This window comes from Agrococcus sp. ProA11 (genome assembly GCF_039880525.1).
Classification (GTDB): domain Bacteria; phylum Actinomycetota; class Actinomycetes; order Actinomycetales; family Microbacteriaceae; genus Agrococcus; species Agrococcus chionoecetis.
In genome coordinates this window covers 47947-64452 of record NZ_CP156989.1, presented here as the reverse complement: position 1 = coordinate 64452, position 16506 = coordinate 47947, and the positions used below count along the sequence as shown (strand labels likewise).

At 72.0% G+C, this 16506-nt stretch carries 12 protein-coding genes; 4 read left to right on the top strand and 8 right to left on the bottom strand.

Annotation, left to right across the window (positions count from 1 at the left end):
* Nucleotides 1–27: 27 nt before the first annotated feature.
* From hemC to hemE, 5 genes are all read right to left on the bottom strand, one after another.
* Nucleotides 28–966: a hydroxymethylbilane synthase gene (gene hemC, locus ABG090_RS00310; RefSeq protein ID WP_347755287.1), complete on the bottom strand. Its 939-nt coding sequence runs from the start codon at nucleotides 964–966 to the stop codon at nucleotides 28–30.
* Nucleotides 963–2117: a ferrochelatase gene (locus tag ABG090_RS00305; RefSeq protein WP_347757630.1), complete on the bottom strand. Its 1155-nt coding sequence runs from the start codon at nucleotides 2115–2117 to the stop codon at nucleotides 963–965. The genes hemC and ABG090_RS00305 overlap by 4 nt, the downstream gene beginning before the upstream one ends.
* Before the next feature lie 221 nt (nucleotides 2118–2338).
* The gene (gene hemQ, locus ABG090_RS00300) at nucleotides 2339–3031 is read right to left on the bottom strand and encodes a hydrogen peroxide-dependent heme synthase (protein ID WP_347755285.1); all 693 of its coding nucleotides are present in this window, start codon (nucleotides 3029–3031) and stop codon (nucleotides 2339–2341) included.
* The gene (hemG, locus tag ABG090_RS00295) at nucleotides 3028–4713 is read right to left on the bottom strand and encodes a protoporphyrinogen oxidase (RefSeq protein WP_347755282.1); all 1686 of its coding nucleotides are present in this window, start codon (nucleotides 4711–4713) and stop codon (nucleotides 3028–3030) included. The genes hemQ and hemG overlap by 4 nt, the downstream gene beginning before the upstream one ends.
* Nucleotides 4710–5822: a uroporphyrinogen decarboxylase gene (gene hemE / locus ABG090_RS00290; protein WP_347755280.1), complete on the bottom strand. Its 1113-nt coding sequence runs from the start codon at nucleotides 5820–5822 to the stop codon at nucleotides 4710–4712. The genes hemG and hemE overlap by 4 nt, the downstream gene beginning before the upstream one ends.
* Before the next feature lie 251 nt (nucleotides 5823–6073).
* On the opposite strand from hemE, the gene ABG090_RS00285 reads away from it, so the two are divergent.
* From ABG090_RS00285 to ABG090_RS00275, 3 genes are all read left to right on the top strand, one after another.
* Nucleotides 6074–7489, top strand: coding sequence for a glutamyl-tRNA reductase (locus ABG090_RS00285; protein ID WP_347755278.1), 1416 nt, complete (start codon nucleotides 6074–6076; stop codon nucleotides 7487–7489).
* Nucleotides 7486–8871 carry an MFS transporter gene (locus ABG090_RS00280; RefSeq protein ID WP_347755276.1) on the top strand — a complete coding sequence of 462 codons (1386 nt, stop codon included), beginning with the start codon at nucleotides 7486–7488 and terminating at the stop codon, nucleotides 8869–8871. The genes ABG090_RS00285 and ABG090_RS00280 overlap by 4 nt, the downstream gene beginning before the upstream one ends.
* Nucleotides 8872–9033: 162 nt before the next feature.
* Nucleotides 9034–11019: a glycogen debranching N-terminal domain-containing protein gene (locus ABG090_RS00275; protein WP_347755273.1), complete on the top strand. Its 1986-nt coding sequence runs from the start codon at nucleotides 9034–9036 to the stop codon at nucleotides 11017–11019.
* 207 nt (nucleotides 11020–11226) lie between these two features.
* Here the strand turns inward: ABG090_RS00275 and ABG090_RS00270 are convergent, their stop codons facing one another.
* The 3 genes from ABG090_RS00270 to ABG090_RS00260 all read right to left on the bottom strand — a co-directional run bounded on the left by ABG090_RS00270 (nucleotide 11227) and on the right by ABG090_RS00260 (nucleotide 15160).
* The gene (locus ABG090_RS00270; protein ID WP_347755271.1) at nucleotides 11227–12210 is read right to left on the bottom strand and encodes a carbohydrate ABC transporter permease; all 984 of its coding nucleotides are present in this window, start codon (nucleotides 12208–12210) and stop codon (nucleotides 11227–11229) included.
* Nucleotides 12207–13166 (bottom strand): sugar ABC transporter permease, encoded by a 960-nt coding sequence (locus ABG090_RS00265; RefSeq protein ID WP_347757628.1) that lies wholly within the window; start codon nucleotides 13164–13166, stop codon nucleotides 12207–12209. Before ABG090_RS00265 ends, ABG090_RS00270 begins: the two co-directional genes overlap by 4 nt.
* Before the next feature lie 665 nt (nucleotides 13167–13831).
* Entirely contained in the window at nucleotides 13832–15160 is a 1329-nt protein-coding gene (locus ABG090_RS00260) for an ABC transporter substrate-binding protein (protein WP_347757626.1), read from the bottom strand.
* 279 nt (nucleotides 15161–15439) lie between these two features.
* Between ABG090_RS00260 and ABG090_RS00255 the strand changes: the two genes are divergently transcribed.
* A complete protein-coding gene (locus tag ABG090_RS00255; protein WP_347755268.1) occupies nucleotides 15440–16462 on the top strand; it encodes a LacI family DNA-binding transcriptional regulator in 1023 nt (340 codons plus the stop codon).
* Nucleotides 16463–16506 lie beyond the last annotated feature (44 nt).

Genomic DNA, 16506 nt, shown 5'->3' with positions numbered 1-16506 from the left:
CGCTGAGATGGCGCGTCGCGGCCGGCGTCAGTGGATGAGCTCGGCGGCGCCTGCCTCCATGAGCTCGGCCACCGCTCGATCCGCGACGTCGAGCGCCGCCTCCTGCAGCTCTGCCGGTCTGGTCGAGTCGAGCGTGTAGGCGTGCGATGCCGTGAGCTTGCTCGAGCCGTCGGTCGCGTAGGCGATGGCGGTGAGGAACAGCATCCCGTCGACCACCTCGGCATGCGCGGCGAGCGGGGCGGCGCATCCGGCCTCGAGCCGCGACAGCACGCGGCGCTCGGCCGCGGTCGCCGCGCGCGTCGAGGCGTGATCGGTCTTCGCGACGGCCTTGCGGGCGACCGCGTCGTCGGCGCGGATCTCGACGGCGAGCGCTCCCTGCGCGGGCGCGGTGGGGAAGTCGATCAGGTCGAGGATGTCGGTCGCGGCGCCCTCGAGCCCGAGTCGCTTGAGCCCCGCGAGCGCGAGCACGACCGCGTCCAGGTCGGCGCCCTCACCGGTCTCCGCGTCGCCCTGCGCGCGGGCGAGCCGGGTGGGCACGTTGCCGCGGATGTCGACGACCTCGAGGTCGGGGCGGGCAACACGCAGCTGCGCCGCACGGCGCGGCGAACCGGTGCCGACCTGCGCGCCTTCCGGCAGTTCGGCGAAGGTCAGTCCGTCGCGCGCGCAGAGCGCATCCCGCGAATCCTCGCGCTTGACGACTGCCGCCAGCTCGATGCCCGGTGCGTCCGCCGTCGGCAGATCCTTCATGGAGTGCACGGCCACGTCGACGCGCCCGTCGAGCAGCGCGTCGCGCAGCGCCGACACGAACACGCCGGTGCCGCCGATCTGCTGCAGCGACGAGCGGTCGGTGTCGCCCTGCGTGGTGATCTCGACGATCTCCACCTCGACGTCGAAGCGCGCGGCGAGCGCGCGCGTCTGCGCCAGTGCGAGCGCGGAGCCGCGCGTGCCGACCTTCAGCGCGCTCACGGCTGCAGCCCCGCGATCGCGGGCCGGAAGCCCAGTCGCGGGTTCTCGCAGCACCCCGGCCGGCAGGTGTCATACCAGGCGTGGATCGTCGTCACGGCCTTCCGCTCGGCGGCCGGACGGCCCTCGAGCCGCTCCTGCACGAGGTCGACGAGTGCGCCGACGTACTGCGGATCGACACCGGGCGTCGGTGCGCGCCGCACCCACAGGCCGCGCTCGGTGGCCGTCTCGATGGCCTCCTCGTCGAGATCCCACATGACCTCCATGTGGTCGCTGACGAAGCCGAGCGGCACGATCACGACCGCCTTGCGCTCGGGCGCCCCATCCGTGCCGAGCGCCTCGATCGCGTCGTTGATGTCGGGCTCCAGCCACGGCTGCGACGCGGGGCCCGAGCGCGACTGGTAGACCAGCTGCCAGGCGAGCCCGGGAGCGGCCTCCGTCATCACGTGCTCGGCGGCGGCGAGGTGCTGCCCCTCGTAGCCGCCGCCCGGCCCCCACTCGTGCAGGTCGGGCGCGCCGGATCGCTCCGCGTCGGCGGTGGGGATGCTGTGGGTCGCGAAGAGCACCTCGATGTCGGCATCCGCGAACCCGGCATCGCGTGCCTCGGCCACGGTGTCGCGCACGCCATCGATGAACGGCGCGAGGAACCCCGGGTGGTTGAAGAACTGCCGCACCTTGTCGATCTGCATGGTGCCCTGCAGCCCGGTCGCCTCGAGCGCATCCGCCCAGTCCTCGCGGTACTGCCGGCACGACGAGTAGGAGGAGTAGGCGGAGGTGGGGATGGCGAGCAGCGAGGTGGCGCCCGCATCGGACGCCTGCTGCAGCGCCTCGTCGAGGTAGGGCGCCCAGTTGCGGTTGCCCCAGTAGACCGGCAGGTCGATCCCGGCCGCCTGGAGCGCAGCCTCGAGCGCAGCCTTCAGGTCGCGGTTCTGCTGGTTGATGGGGCTGACGCCGCCGAAGTGCCGGTAGTGGGTCGAGACCTCCTCCAGGCGCTCATCCGGGATGCCTCGGCCGCGCGTGACGTTGCGCAGGAACGGGATGACGTCATCCTGACCCTCCGGGCCGCCGAAGCCCGACAGCAGGATGCCGTCGTAGGCGACCGGCTGCTCGACGTGCTCGGGGCCGGACTGCGCGGCGGGGGTCGCGCTCGGCACCGCCGCACCGGGCTCGATGTGCACCGCGGTCGCGGCATCCGGCTTGGTCTCGCGACGCTCGGCGGCGGCCTGCGCCTGCTGCTGCTGCGTCTGCCGCTGCGCGGGCTGGGCCTGCTCGGGCTGGGCCTGCGCGGGCTGGGTCTGTGCCCCGCCGCAGCAGCCTCCTCCGCAGCATCCGCCGCCCTGCTCGCTGGCGGTCTGGTCGTTGTCGATGGTCTCGCTCACGCGAGCACCTCCTCGATCTCGTCGACGTCGATGCGACGTCCGGTGTAGAAGGGGATCTCCTCGCGCACGTGGAGACGGGCGTCGACGGCGCGCAGCTCGCGCATCATGTCGACCAGGTCGGTCAGCTCGTCGGCCTCGATCGGCAGGATCCACTCGTAGTCGCCGAGCGCGAACGCGGCGACCGTGTTCGCGATCACCCCGCGGAAGGCGGCGCCGGCCCTGCCGTGCTCGGCGAGCATGCGGCTGCGCTCCTCGGCGGGCAGCAGGTACCACTCGTAGGAGCGGTTGAAGGGGTACACCGTCACCCACCGCCTCGGCTCGACGTCGCGCAGGAATCCGGGCACGTGCCGCTTGTTGAACTCCGCATCGCGGTGCACGCCCATCGCGCCCCACACCTGCTCGGCACCCGCGAGCTCGCGTGAGCGGCGCACCCGGCGCACGGCCGACTGCAGCGCTTCCGGTGCCGTCGACGCGCCCTTGGCACCATGCATCCAGATCATCAGATCGGCGTCGGCGCGCATGCCGGAGACGTCGTAGATGCCGCGCGTGACCACGCCCTCGGCCTCGAGCTCCGACAGCACGCTCGCGAGCGACGCACCCTGCTCGCCGCCGCCTGCGCCGCGCTGGAACACCGCCCAGATCGTGTAGCCGTCGCCGATCTCGGGCTGCGGGGTCTGCTGCTCGCTCATGCCTCTCCTCGTCCTGCTGCTGGTGTGTCGGGCGCGCCCTGCTCGCTCGGCTCGATGGACCGGTTGGGCTCGTCGGGCTGGTTGCGCTCGTCGGGGTCGACCGACTCATCGGGGTTGCCCGTCTCGTCGGGCAGGATGTCGTCCGTCCAGGGGGTGCCCTGCACGGCGAAGTGCTCGCGGCGGATCTCGAGCGCGGTCCTCCTCGCATCGGGCACCACCTGCGCGATGCCGGTGCCGGCGACCGCGCCGCCGACGACGAACAGGTTCCGATGCGCTGCCGCGACATCGCGGAGCTCCTGCTGGCGGCTGCGCGCGCCGACGATGCTGGTGGGCTGGCCGCGTCGCCAGCGCACACGAGCGCTGGCGATCGGCTGCGGCAGCGTCGTGCCGAGGATCGCCTGCGCGTCGGCGAGCGCGAGCGCTGCGGCGGCCGCATCGTCGAGACCCTCGGTGGCGGGCGCTGTGGCGCCCGTGCCGTAGGAGAGGCGCACGATCTCGCGGCCTCCGGCCGCCTCGCGCAGCCAGGCCCACTTGGCCGTCGCGTGGGTCATGGCCTTCGCCCGCACCTTGGTGTTGTCGGCGGCGACGAGGACGCCGGTGCCGCGTGGATCGCCCTCGATGGCGCCGGGCGGGAAGACGAGGGTGACGAGCTCGACGGTGACGTCGTGGTCTCCTGACGCGTGCGGCTGGGCGGAGTGGTCTCGTGACGCGTGCGGCTGCGCCGCACGCTCCTCGACCGGCGGAAGCGACTCGACCGCGGGCAGGAGCAGCTGGCGCGCCTCGCGCTCGGGAAGCGCGACGACCAGCGATGACGCCTCGTGCGTGCCCGCATCCGTCTCCACCGACCAGCCGTCGTCGGTCTCGGTCGCGCGCACCACCCGCGCACCGGTGCGGATGACGGCGTGGTGCTCGCGAGCCCGCGCCGCCAGCCGCTCGGACAGCTGATGGATGCCGCCGCGGATGCCCTGCACGGCACTGCCCGGCTTGTCGTCGGCTCCGCCCGCTGCCTGGGCGCGCTCCTCGAGCACGTAGGCGACGCCGCCGGAGAGCGAGCCAGCGCGCGTGATGCCGCCATTGAGGCCCGGCGCGACGACGTCGACGTCGAGCAGCTCCGGGTCGGAGGAGTAGACGCCTCCGGCGAGGGGCGCGACGAGACGGTCGAGCACCCTCTGCCCCATGCGCCGCCGCACGAGCGGCCCCAGCGCGTCGTCGGTGCCGATGCGCAGCACCGGCATCAGCCGGTCGAGGTGCGCCCGCAGCGCGCCGCCCCAGCCAAGCGCGTCGATGACGTCGCGAGCGAGCGGGACCGAGGGGATGCCGAGCAGCGTGCGCTTCGGCATCGGCACCGCCTTGTCGGTCAGCTGCAGCCAGGCGCCCGCCGCATTCGGCTCGACGATCGCCTCGCCGAGACCCAGCTCCCCGGCGAGCGCGGCGACCGCGCCGCCGCGCACCGCGAACGACTCGGCGCCCGCATCCAGCGCGAGGTCGAGATCGGGCAGCTCCAGCTTCGCGGCGGTGCCGCCGATGCGGTCGCCGGCCTCGAGCACGAGCACGCGATAGCCCCTGGCAGCCAGGTCGTGCGCGACCATGAGACCCGCGATGCCGCCTCCGGCCACGATCGTGTCGACCCGCGCGCGCTCGTCCGGCACCGACGCAGGCGCCTGCGCCTCAGGGCCCGTCACCGTGCGTGCACCGCCTCCACGATGCGCGTGAGCACCGCGGGGTCCGCCGACGGCGGCACGCCGTGGCCCAGGTTGAACACGTGCGCACGAGCCACCGAACCGGCCATCAGCACGTGATCGATGGCCGCCTCGATGATCTCCCACGGCGCGCCCAGCACCGCCGGGTCGAGGTTGCCCTGCACCGTGACGTCGCTGCCGATGCGCTCGAGCGCGACATCGAGCGACACGCGCCAGTCGACACCCACCGCGTCGACGTCGAGATCCATGGCGCTGTAGAGCTCTCCCGCGCCGACGCCGAAGTGCACCAGCGGCACCCGCGCGCCGGATGCGTCGGTGAGGTCGCGCACTGCGTCGAGCGCCAGGCGCGAGGCCGGGGCGGCGTGCTCGTGGTACTGGTCGAGCGGCAGCGATCCCGCCCAGGAGTCGAACAGCTGCGCGGCGCTCGCGCCCTCCTCGACCTGCGCGCGCAGGAAGCGGCCGGTGACCTCGCCCGCCCAGCGGGCGAGACGATCCCAGGCGTCGGGGAAGGAGCGCATGAGGGTGCGCGCCTCGAGGTGATCCTTCGACGGGCGACCGGCGACCAGGTAGGCGGCCAGCGTGAACGGCGCGCCCGCGAAGCCGATGAGCGGGGTGGAGCCGTCGCCGAGCTCGGCGAGGCCCGCGACCGTCTGCCGGACGCCCTCCCGCACCGGCTCGAGTGCCGCATCGAGACCGGCCGGGTCGTTGGCGACCAGCCGGTCGACGTCCTCCGGGGTGCGGATGGGCTCGGCCACGACCGGCCCGACCCCGGGCTCGATGCGCACGTCGACACCCGCGAGGCGCAGCGGCACCATGATGTCGCTGAAGAAGATGGCGGCGTCGACACCGTGGCGGCGCACGGGCTGGAGCGTGATCTCACTCGCCAGCTCCGGCACCAGGCAGGTCTCGATCATGTCGCGCGCCGGCCCGTCGGTGCGCGCTCGCAGCTCGCGGTACTCCGGCAGTGAGCGCCCCGCCTGCCGCATGAACCAGACCGGCGTGACCTCGGGGCGGTCACCGCGGTAGGCGCGCACCAGGCGCGAGGCCCCGGTGCGGGTGTTGAGCGGGTGGTCTTCACGGAGCGTGGACATCGCCTCCAGTCTCCCACCTTCCTGCCGCCGACGGCTCCCAGTTTCACCGCGTCAGCGCCGTCCGCTCCCCGCGCTCCGCGCTCCACCCGCGGCGCCCGCCGCCCGGACGCCCCACACCGCCCGCCCCGACCTCCGCCCGTCCGTCAACCGGCCCCTTGGTCTGGCGGCCGCGTATTCGCGCTGCCGAGCCAGGGAGCCGGTTGACGGACGGCGCGCAGGAACCAGCAGGGGACACCGGGTAGGATGGGTCAGTGCTGATCTGCCTCACGGCGAGCCACAAGAACGCCGACTTCACCGCCCTCGAGGCTTTGTCGACCGCGGACGCAGCACAGCTTCCCACCGCGTTCGCCGCGCACCCTGCCGTCGACGGCGCGGTGGTCGTCTCGACCTGCAACCGCTTCGAGGTCTACCTCGACGTGCACGCGGCCGGCGACGCGCAGGAGGCCGCCGACATCGCGCGATCCGCAGCCGCGGCCGCGCTGGGCCCCCACCAGCCGGAAGCCCTCGAGCCGCTCGCCGAGCTGCGCGCCGCCGAGCACCTCTTCTCCGTCGCCGCCGGCCTGGAGTCGGTGGTCATCGGTGAGGGCGAGATCGCCGGCCAGGTGCGCCGGGCGCTCGCGTCTGCACAGCAGGCCGGCACCACCAGCCCGCACCTCGAGCGCCTCTTCCAGCGCGCCTCCGAGACGCAGCGCGGCATCAAGAACCGCACCGGCATCAGCGAGGCTGGCCGCTCGATCGTGCGCCTCGCGCTCGACCTGGCCAGCGCTCGCGTCGACTTCACCGACACCCGCGTGCTGCTGGTCGGCACCGGACGCTTCGCGGGCGTCTCGCTCGCCGAGCTGCGCAGACGTGGCGCCTCGCACATCGAGGTCTGGAGCCCGTCCGGCCGCGGCGACGGGTTCGCGCGCAGCCACGCGATCGGCCACGTCGACGGACGCGAGGCCGCACTGGCGGCTGCCAGCGCCGACGTGATCGTCACCTGCACGAGCGCCGACCGGTTCGTCGTCGACGCCGCGCTGCTGAACGCCGGCCGCATGCAGCTCGCCGCCACCCACGCGTTCCCCGGCGCCGACAGCGGCCCCGGCTGCCCGGTGCACGCGGATGCCGCGTCCACCAGAACGGCGCACGCGAGCACCGCGCGCTCTGCAGCCGAGACGCCCGCGGACTGCCCCGTCGACGCTGGCTCGTTCGAGACCGCGGCACGCTGCCCGGTGGAGCACGGCCGCGCGGCCCAGCTCGTCATCGACATGGGCCTGCCGCGCAATGTCGACCCGGATGTCGGTGGCGTGCACGGCGTCCAGCTGCTCGACCTGGAGACGATCCGTCTGCACGCACCGCTCGAGCATCTGACCGCGACCGATCACGCTCGCGATCTGGTGCAGAAGGCTGCCCGGCGCTTCGAGCGCGGCACGGCCGAGCACGAGGTGGGGCCGGCGATCGCCGCCCTGCGACAGCACGTCGAGGCGGCGATGGAGGCCGAGCTCGACCGGGTCGCCAAGCGCGGCAGCGAAGCGGAGCGCAGGGCAGCGGAGCAGGCGCTGCGCCACTTCGCGGGCGTGCTGCTGCACCAGCCGACCGTGCGGGCTCGCGAGCTCGCCGCCGAGGGTCGCCACGACGACTTCCTCTCCGCGATCGACGCCCTGTACGGCATCGACCGCATCGCGTGACCGACGGTCACGGCATCCTCCCGCCCGCCGGCGTGGAGACCGACTCCCCCGCTGCCCCTGAGCGGCGCCGTCGCTTCGTCGACCTGACGCCGCTGCGCGCATCCCCGGTGTTCGCCCGGCTGTGGATCGGCAACGCCATCAGCGGCATCGGCGCGCAGATGACGATCGTGGCCGTGGGCCTGCAGATCTTCGACATGACCGAGAGCACTCTGATGGTCGCGCTGGTCGGCGGCATCGCGCTCGTGCCGATGGTCGTCGCCGGCCTCTGGGGCGGCATGCTCGCGGATGCCTTCGACCGGCGGCTCGTGTTGATCATCTCCAGCCTCACGGGCTGGGCGGCGGTCCTGGGCCTCGTCGCGCTCTCGGCGTGGGACGCCGCACTCATTGCCGAGGGCGAGCGAGCGCTCGTCTGGCCCTTCTACGTGCTGACCACGATCAATACCGTCGCCGCCACCATCTCGGGTGCCACGCGCAGCGCTGTCACGCCCCGGCTGCTGCCCGAGCACCTGATCTCGCGAGCAGCAGCCCTCAACGGCATCGCGGTGGGCATCATGCTCACGATCGGCCCGGCCGCCGCCGGCGTGCTCGTCGCCGCCGTCGGCCTGCCGTACACCTTCGCGATCGATGCGGTGCTGTTCACGGCTGGCTTCCTCGGCGTCGTAGGCCTGCCGAAGCTGCCGCCGCTGGGGCACGTCGCGCGGCCGGGCCTGCAATCGCTGCGCGACGGCGCGCGCTTCCTGCGCCAGGCGCCGAACATCCGCATGTCGTTCCTCGTCGACATCGTCGCGATGACCTTCGGGCGGCCGTTCGCACTGCTGCCGGCCGTCGCGGCGTTCGCGATCGGCGGCGGGCCGGTGACCGTCGGCGTGCTGACCGCGGCGGCAGCGGTCGGCACGCTGCTGGCCAGCATCTTCTCGGGCCCGGTCGCCCACGTGCACCGGCACGGCCTCGCGGTCGCCAGGGCCATCCAGGTCTACGGCGGCTTCGTCGCGCTGCTCGGCGGCGTCATCCTGGCGATGACGCTCGGATGGGGCGGCACGGTCGGGCCGGAATGGCCGAACGTGTCGTGGGTCGCCCTCGGCATCGCCGCCGTCGCGCTCGCCGGCATGGGCGCGAGCGACGAGATCAGCGCGATCTTCCGCTCCACGATGATGCTCACGGCAGCCCCGGACGACATGCGCGGGCGCACGCAGGGCCTGTTCACGGTGGTCGTCGCCGGCGGCCCCCGGGTCGGCGATCTCTACGCCGGCGTCACCGCGACTCTCGTGGCGCTGTGGGCACCGCAGCTCTTCGGCGGCCTGGCGATCATCGTGCTGATCGCGGTGCTGACCCGCGCCCAGCGCACCTTCCTCGCCTACGACGCGCGCACGCCGACCGCGTAGCGCACTCGAGCCTCCCCCGGCATCCGGGAATGGCTGACTGAGGAATTCTGCGGACAAGGCTGAGTTGCCCCTGGGGGCCCGGCGAGGGCACCGAGCTAGCGTGGAAACAGCCTCATCCACCGATCGGAGCGCCCCATGCGCACAGAGCTCGTAGGGAGTGGCGTGCACGTGCCACTCCTGCATCGGGAGCTCGCTGCGCTTGCCGCGCCGACGCAGATCTGGTCGGCGCAGGACGGCTCGATGCTGGGCGGCGCCCACGGCGTCTTCCACGGCGACTGGCGATACGTCAGCGGCCTCGAGCTGCGGATCGACGGCCTCCCGGTCGCGCCCATCGCCACCTCGGAGGATCCCGACTGGATCATCTTCCGCGCGGTCCCGCTGGACCCGGCGACGGGTCGCCCCCGCCCGCGCGTCACCCTCGAGCGGATGCGGGAGATCACCGCAGGCGCCGTCATCGAGCGGGTGACGCTCATCAACGGCGGCGCCGAACCCGTCGACGCGGCGATCGAGCTCTCCTGCGACGTGCAGTTCGCCCCGGTCTCCACGGTGCAGGCCGGCACCCCGGAGGCCGTCGCGATCACGCTCGAGATGGAGGGCGACGAGGTGCTCGCCTCCGACGGCATCCGCACCCTGCGCGTGCGTAGCCACGGCGGTCGCGTGCGCATCGACGGCAGCCGGGTCGTGGTCTCGCAGCAGGTGCATGTCGTGCGCGAAGACTGGGTCGGCGTGACGCTCGAGCTCGAGCTCGTCGACCCGAGCCTTGCGCTGCACGGCATCAACGGCCCGGCGCTCCTCGTTGAGGAGCCGCGCTCCGGGCGCCCCGCGCTCGACCGCTGGGCGACGCGCGCGATGGCCGATCTCGAGAACCTGCTGCTCGATGCGGGCCACGGCGCCTTTCCCGCCGCCGGCGCGCCCTGGCACATGACCATGGTCGCCCGCGATGCGCTGATCGCCACGCGGCTGCTGCTGCCGCGGCACCGTCGGCTCGCCGAGGGCACGCTCCGCACGCTCGCGGCCCGCCAGGGGGTGCGGGTCGACCCCGCCACGGGCGAGCAGCCCGGCCGGATCCTGCACTCGATGCAGCAGGGAGCGACCGATCCGCTGCGCCCGGGCGTCGAGGCGCCGCCGGTCTACTCCGGCTCGATCGACGCGACGCCGCTGTGGATCGTGCTGCTGCACGACGCCTGGGAGGCCGGGATGCCGCTGGAGACGGTGCGGGAGCTGCGCCCAGCGCTGCATGCCGCGCTGGCGTGGATGCAGAGCGCTGCAGGCGACGGATTCGTCACCTCCGATGACGAGCGCGGCATGGGCGTCGCGGGCAAGGGCTGGTCCGGTGACGGCGCAGGCATGCGCTTCAGCACCGACGAGGTCGGCGTGGCGACCGCGCAGGTGCAGGGCCTCGCCTGCCGTGCGGCGGTCGGCGCCGCGCGACTGCTCGATGAGCTCGGTGACGACGGTGCACCGCTGCGACACTGGGCCGCGCAGCTGCGCGCCCGATTCCGCGCGCAGTTCTGGGTGGAGCGCGACGGCACTCGGTTCCCGGCGATGGCACTCGATGCGCAGGGGCGCCCCTTCGAGACGCTCGTGAGCGACATCGGGCACCTCATCGGCACGACGCTGCTCGACGACGCCGAGGAGGAGGCCGTCGCGCGGCTGCTGCTCGATGCACGGCTCTCCTCCGGCTTCGGCCTGCGCACCATGTCGACCGATGCCGAGCGCTACTGGCCGCTCGCCCACTACTGCGGGGCGATCTGGCCGCACGACACCGCGATCGCGATCGAGGGGCTGCTGCGCTCCGGGTTCCACGCCGAGGCTCGAGAGCTGGCCGAGCAGCTCGAGCGCGCCGCCGCGGCCTTCGACGGCCGGATGCCGGAGGTGTTCGCCGGCTATGGCACCGAGGACACCGACGTGCCGATCCCGCACCCGGCCGCGTGCTCGCCGCAAGCCTGGGCATCGGCCTCCGTCGTGCCCGTCCAGCTGGCGCTCCTCGCCCACCACGAGCAGCAGCCGCGCGTCCGGGAGCCCGCCGTGGTCGGTCTCGACGAGGCGCCCGCGCACGGCCTGGCCTCGCGGAGCAAGGCGCACACGGCCACGCGGTCGCGCGCGCATCTGCACATCGTGCCGTCGGCCCCCGACCCGATCGGCTAGCCCTTCTCGCCGCCCTCCGTCGTGATGCGGCGCTGGAAGATGAAGAACACGATCGCCACGGGAATCGCGGAACACGCCGACGCCGTCGATCCGCGCCGCCTCCTCGACCGATGCCGCGCCCTCGTCACGGCGCGGCGGAAGCCTGCCTGACTGCCGGCTGGCGGATCCGGGGGTGCGGATCCGCCAGCCGGCGCCGGTCGCGCCTCCTCAGCCCTTCGCCGAGCCCGCCATGAGCCCTCGCACGAAGTAGCGCTGCAGGCCGAAGAAGACGATGAGCGGCACGATGAGCGAGACGAACGCGCCCGCCGTGAGTCGCGCCCAGTTCTCTCCTCTGGATCCGGCGAGCTCTGCCAGCCGCTGCGTGAGCGGCGCGGTATCTGGCGTGCCGGAGGAGAAGACCAGCGCGACGAGCAGATCGTTCCACACCCAGAGGAACTGGAAGATGCCGAACGAGGCGATCGCGGGCATCGCCAGCGGCAGGATGATGCGGAAGAAGATCTGGCCATGCCCGGCGCCATCGACCCGCGCCGCCTCGATCACCTCTCCCGGGATCTGCGAGATGAAGTTGTGCAGCAGGAAGATCGCCAGCGGCAGGCCGAAGATCGCGTGCGCGATCCACACCGGCATGAACTGCTTCTCGCTGATGAACGGCAGCAGGTCGTGCAGGGCGATCTGGAACGGCTGCACGAAGCTCACGAACAGCTGCAGCAGCGGGATGAGCGCCATCTGCAGCGGCACGATCTGCAGCGCGAACACGATCACGAACAACGTCGACGAGCCGCGGAACTTGATCCAGGCGAACGCGTACGCGGCGAGCGACGCGAGCACGAGCGGGAAGATCGAGCCCGGGATCGCGATCATGAGCGAGTTGACGAAGTACTCACCCAGCTGCGGCGAGCTGGCCGAGCCGGAGAAGAGCACCTCGGTGTAGTTGTCGAGCGTCAGCTCCGGGTTCGAGAAGAACGTCCACCAGCCGGTGGTCGCGATCTGGCCGGAAGGTCGGAAGGACGAGAGCAGGAGCCCGAAGGTGGGGATGGTCCAGAGCACGGCGATGAGCAGCGCCGCGATGGTCGCCCACGGGCTCGTGAGGCGCCGCTTGACGCGATCGGCCCGCGTGCGCGGCTTGCCGACCGCCGCATCCGCGCTCTCCGGCGTGATCTCGGGGTCTGGGGTGACTGCGACTTGACTCATCGGATCGCCTTCTGCTGGTTCAGGACGCGGATGTTGTAGACGACGATCGGCAGCACCATGACGAACAGGATCAGTGCCAGGGCCGCGCCGCGGCCGGGTTCACCGGAGCGGAAGGCCTGGGTGTACATCTCGTTCGCGACCACGGAGGTGTCGAAGTTGCCGGCGGTCATGGTGCGCACGATGTCGAACACCTTGAGCGTGGCGATGGAGATGGTCGTGATGACCACCACGATCGACGTGCGGATGCCGGGAACGGTGACGTTGCGGAACCGCTGCCACGGGTTGGCGCCGTCGATCTCGGCCGCCTCGAGCTGCTCGGTCGGCACGCCCTTGATCGCGGCCGAGAGCACGACCATGGCGAAGCCGGTCTGGATCCAGATCATCACGATGATGAGCGCCAGCGTGTTCCACGGGCTGTTCTGCAGGATCTGCTGCGGCTCGCCGCCGACCAGCACGATGAGCTGGTTCACGAGGCCGATCTGATCCTGCGCCGGCCCGCGGTAGGCGTACATGAAGTTCCAGATGATGCTCGCGCCGACGAAGGAGATCGCCATCGGCATGAACACCAGCATCTTGTAGACGCGCTCGCCGCGACTCTTGTCGATGAACACCGCATACGCGAGGCCGACCGCGGTCGACAGCAGCGGCACCAGGATCACCCAGGCGACGGTGTTGCCGAGCGTGATGAGCGCATCGCGCTGCGTGAACATCCAGACGAAGTTGTCGAGCCCGGTGAACGCGCCCGTGCGGTCGGTGAACGCCAGCAGCGTGGTGCGCAGCGCCGGGTAGATGAGGCCGACGGTCAGCAGCAGCGTCGCGGGCACGAGGAAGACCAGCATGGGCTTCGAGTCCTCGTCGCGGTCGGCGAGATAGCCGAGTATGCCGAGCACGCTGAGCGCCAGCGCACCGGCCCACGACCAGACGCCGATCGGCTGCTCCCTGCCCTGCTCGAGCATGAAGGTGATCACCACGACGGCCACGGCTGCGAGCAGCCACACGATCAGCCGGCCCTGGCGGCGGACGCGATGCGATGTGAACGCGAGCGCGGCAGTCACGAGCAGCGCCCCGACGACCGGCCAGCCGATGAGGTTGGCGGCGAGCGTCAAGTCGTCGGTGACCCAGTCGAGCATCGCGATGCGATCCGCCATCGAGGCGACCACCGCGACCGCAGCGACGCCGGCAGCGCCGAGGGTGCGGAGCACCGCCGATCGCACGGCCGGCGACCTGGGCTGCAGCAGTCGGTCGAGCAGCCACTGCAGCACGACCACCGCGGTGCCCGCGATCGCGACGATGATGAGCACATTCGTCAGCCCCTGCGTCATCCACGGCACGATGCCGTAGAGCAGGCGACCGAGCAGCGCGAGCAGCACGAGCACGCCGATGATCAGCAGGCGCGGGCGCAGCCCCTGCATGACGGCGGCTCGCCAGCTCTCGGGTCGCGGCTTGTCCTCAGGTCGATCGAGGAAGGCCAGCAGCAGCGCCATCACGACGCCGAAGGCCCCTAGGCCGACGACCCCCTGCAGCAGCTTGCCGATGAGATCCATCGTGGTCATGCGTCACCTCCGGTGGAGACGGGGGCGGGGGCCACCTGGGCGACCCCCGCCTCCGACTCAGCGAATCACTACTGCCAGCTGGACTCGACCTCGCCGAGCACGGTCGCGGTGTCCGATCCCGAGACCCAGTCGACCATCGCCTTCCAGAAGGTGCCTGCCCCGACCGCGCCGGGCATCAGGTCAGAACCATCGAAGCGGAAGGTCGTGGCCGGGTCCTGCAGGGTCTCCACTGCCGACTGCAGCAGCGGGCTCGACGCGTTGGCAGCGTCGAGACCGGAGTTGGCGGAGATGACGCCACCCAGCGAGACGCGGCTGTTGGCCCACTCTGCGCTGGAGAGGAAGGTCTGCACTGCAACGACCTCCTCCTCGTCGCTGAACGCTCCGACGAACTCGCCACCACCGGTGACGGCGGCCGCGTCGGCCTCGGTGCCCGGCAGGATGAAGCCCCAGACGTCGCCGTCCTCGGCGATCGTGACGCCGTCGCCCCAGAAGCCCTCGTAGAAGGAGGCCTGGTGGTGCATGCCGCATTCGCCGTCGAGCACGGGGAGACCGGCGGTGCCGAAGTCCTGCGTGGCGATCGTCGACACGTCGCCGAATCCGCCGTTGACGTAGTCGGGGTTCTTGATCAGGTCACCGACGCGATCCATGGCCGAGACGATCTGCGGGTCGTCGAACGGGATCTCGTGCGCGATCCACTGGTCGTAGACGTCGGGGCCGGCCGTGCGCAGCACGTAGTCCTCGACCCAGTCCGTACCCGGCCAGCCGGTCGCCTCGCCGGAGCCGAAGCCCACGCACCACGGCTTCATGGTGCCGGAATCCGCGATCGTGGCGGTCAGCTCGTCGAGCTCGTCGAGCGTCGTCGGCACCTCCCAGCCGTTCTCAGCCCAGACCGACGGCGAGTACCAGACGAAGCCCTTGACGCTCGCCATGAGCGGCGCGGCGTAGAACGTGCCGTCGACCGTGCCGTACTCCTGCCAGTCCTCGGTCCAGAACTCCTGCGCGTTGGCGACGACCGACTCGGGCGCGGGCAGCACGCTGCCCGTGCCTGCGACCGATGCCAGCAGGCCCGGCTGGGGGAAGATGGCGAGGTCGGGCGGGTTGCCACCCTGCACCCGCACATTGATCTGCGCCTCGAACTCTGCGGAGCCCTCGTAGACGACCTCGATGCCCGTGCAGTCCGAGAACTCGGCCCAGGACTCGTTGAGTCGGTCGGCCTCGACGTCGAGGATCGTGCCGTAGATCCCGACCTCGGCACCCTCGAAGGTGCCGTAGTCGGCGTATGCCTCGCAGCCTGCGGCGGGTTCTCCCCCGCCGGGAGCCGCCGATGGGTCGGTCGGTTCGTCGCCGACGCAGCCGGTGAGGGCGAGCGCGGCGACGCCAGCGATACCCAGCGGCATCGCGATCCTGCGTGCGTGCTTCACGTGAACTCCTTCGCTCAGTGCTTTCGGCACACGCGGCGCGCATTGCACCGCGTCGTGCCGAGAACCGAAACCGGAACCGGTTCCATTTGGAGTGACGCTAGCGCACCTGTCGGCGCGGTGTCGCGCATCGGCAGGTTGCGATTCGGCAACGATCATCGCCTGACCCATCCGGCGGCGGCGCGACGCGCGACTATCGTCGGAACCGGTTCCACAACGGAGCAGACTGCGGCGACCGGCGCAGAGGGAGGAGGGCGCATGCCTCGGCTCGATGACGTCGCCCGCGCCGCCGGGGTCTCGAAGGCCACTGCCTCCCGTGCACTGTCGGGTGCGGATGCGGTCTCGACCGCGACCCGCGAGCGCGTGCAGCACGCTGCGGCCGAGCTCGGCTTCCGTGCTTCGGGTGCCGCCCGCAGGCTCGCTACCGGCATGACGCGCACGATCGGTGTACTGACGCCCGCAGTCGATCGCTGGTACTTCGGCAGCGTGCTGCACGGCGTCGCGCAGGCGGCCGACGCCCACGAGCACGACCTGCTGCTGTACGACCTCGGCACGCTCGGCCACGGCAGCCACGAGAAGTTCGAGCGCTTCATGCGCCGTGGCGAGGTCGACGGGCTCGTCACCATCACCCGCAGCCTCGTCGGCAGCGACCTCGCGCGGCTCGCGAAGCTCCGCATCCCCGTCGCCACCGTCGGCGAGCCGACCCCGCACACGCGCTCGTTCAGCCTCGACGACGATGCGGCCGGGGAGCTCGCGGCCGAGCATCTCGTGCAGCTGGGCCACACCGACCTCCTGCACATCTCCAGCGCCACCGAGGTGCAGCCCTTCGACGCCTCCTCCTCCGACCGCCGCAAGCGCGCCTTCGAGGCGGTGGTGGCGAAGCACGGCCTGCGGCTGCGGCCCGTGCCGACGGTACCGACCACGCTCGGCGGTGCACACGGCGAAGTGCGCGCGATGCTCGAGCGCGCCGACCGCCCGACTGCGATCTTCGCCGGCACCGACGAGGTGGCGATCGCCGTGCTGATCGCCGCGCAGCAGCTGGGCATCCGAGTGCCGGAGGAGCTGAGCGTCATCAGCGTCGACGACGTGCCCGCCTCCGCGACCTTCGGGCTGACGACCATCCGACAGGATCCGGCGCAGCATGGTGAGGATGTGGTCGCCTGGATCATGAGCGCGCTGCGCAGCGCTGCACAGCGCGGCGAGCGGGCTGAGCCCGACTGCAGCCACACCAACTACGCACCCGAGCTCGTGGTGCGCGCATCGACGGCGCGGCCGCGATGACCTTGCACTCGGCGGGCATCCGGCTAGCGTTGTGTGCGGCCGAA

Coding starts and splice junctions, on each gene's coding strand:
- hemQ (WP_347755285.1), bottom strand. CDS start 3,031: ATGAGCGAGCAGCAGACCCCGCAGCCCGAGATCGGCGACGGCTACACG.
- hemE (WP_347755280.1), bottom strand. CDS start 5,822: ATGTCCACGCTCCGTGAAGACCACCCGCTCAACACCCGCACCGGGGCC.
- ABG090_RS00265 (WP_347757628.1), bottom strand. CDS start 13,166: ATGCTCGAGCAGGGCAGGGAGCAGCCGATCGGCGTCTGGTCGTGGGCC.
- ABG090_RS00260 (WP_347757626.1), bottom strand. CDS start 15,160: ATGCCGCTGGGTATCGCTGGCGTCGCCGCGCTCGCCCTCACCGGCTGC.
- ABG090_RS00270 (WP_347755271.1), bottom strand. CDS start 12,210: ATGAGTCAAGTCGCAGTCACCCCAGACCCCGAGATCACGCCGGAGAGC.
- ABG090_RS00255 (WP_347755268.1), top strand. CDS start 15,440: ATGCCTCGGCTCGATGACGTCGCCCGCGCCGCCGGGGTCTCGAAGGCC.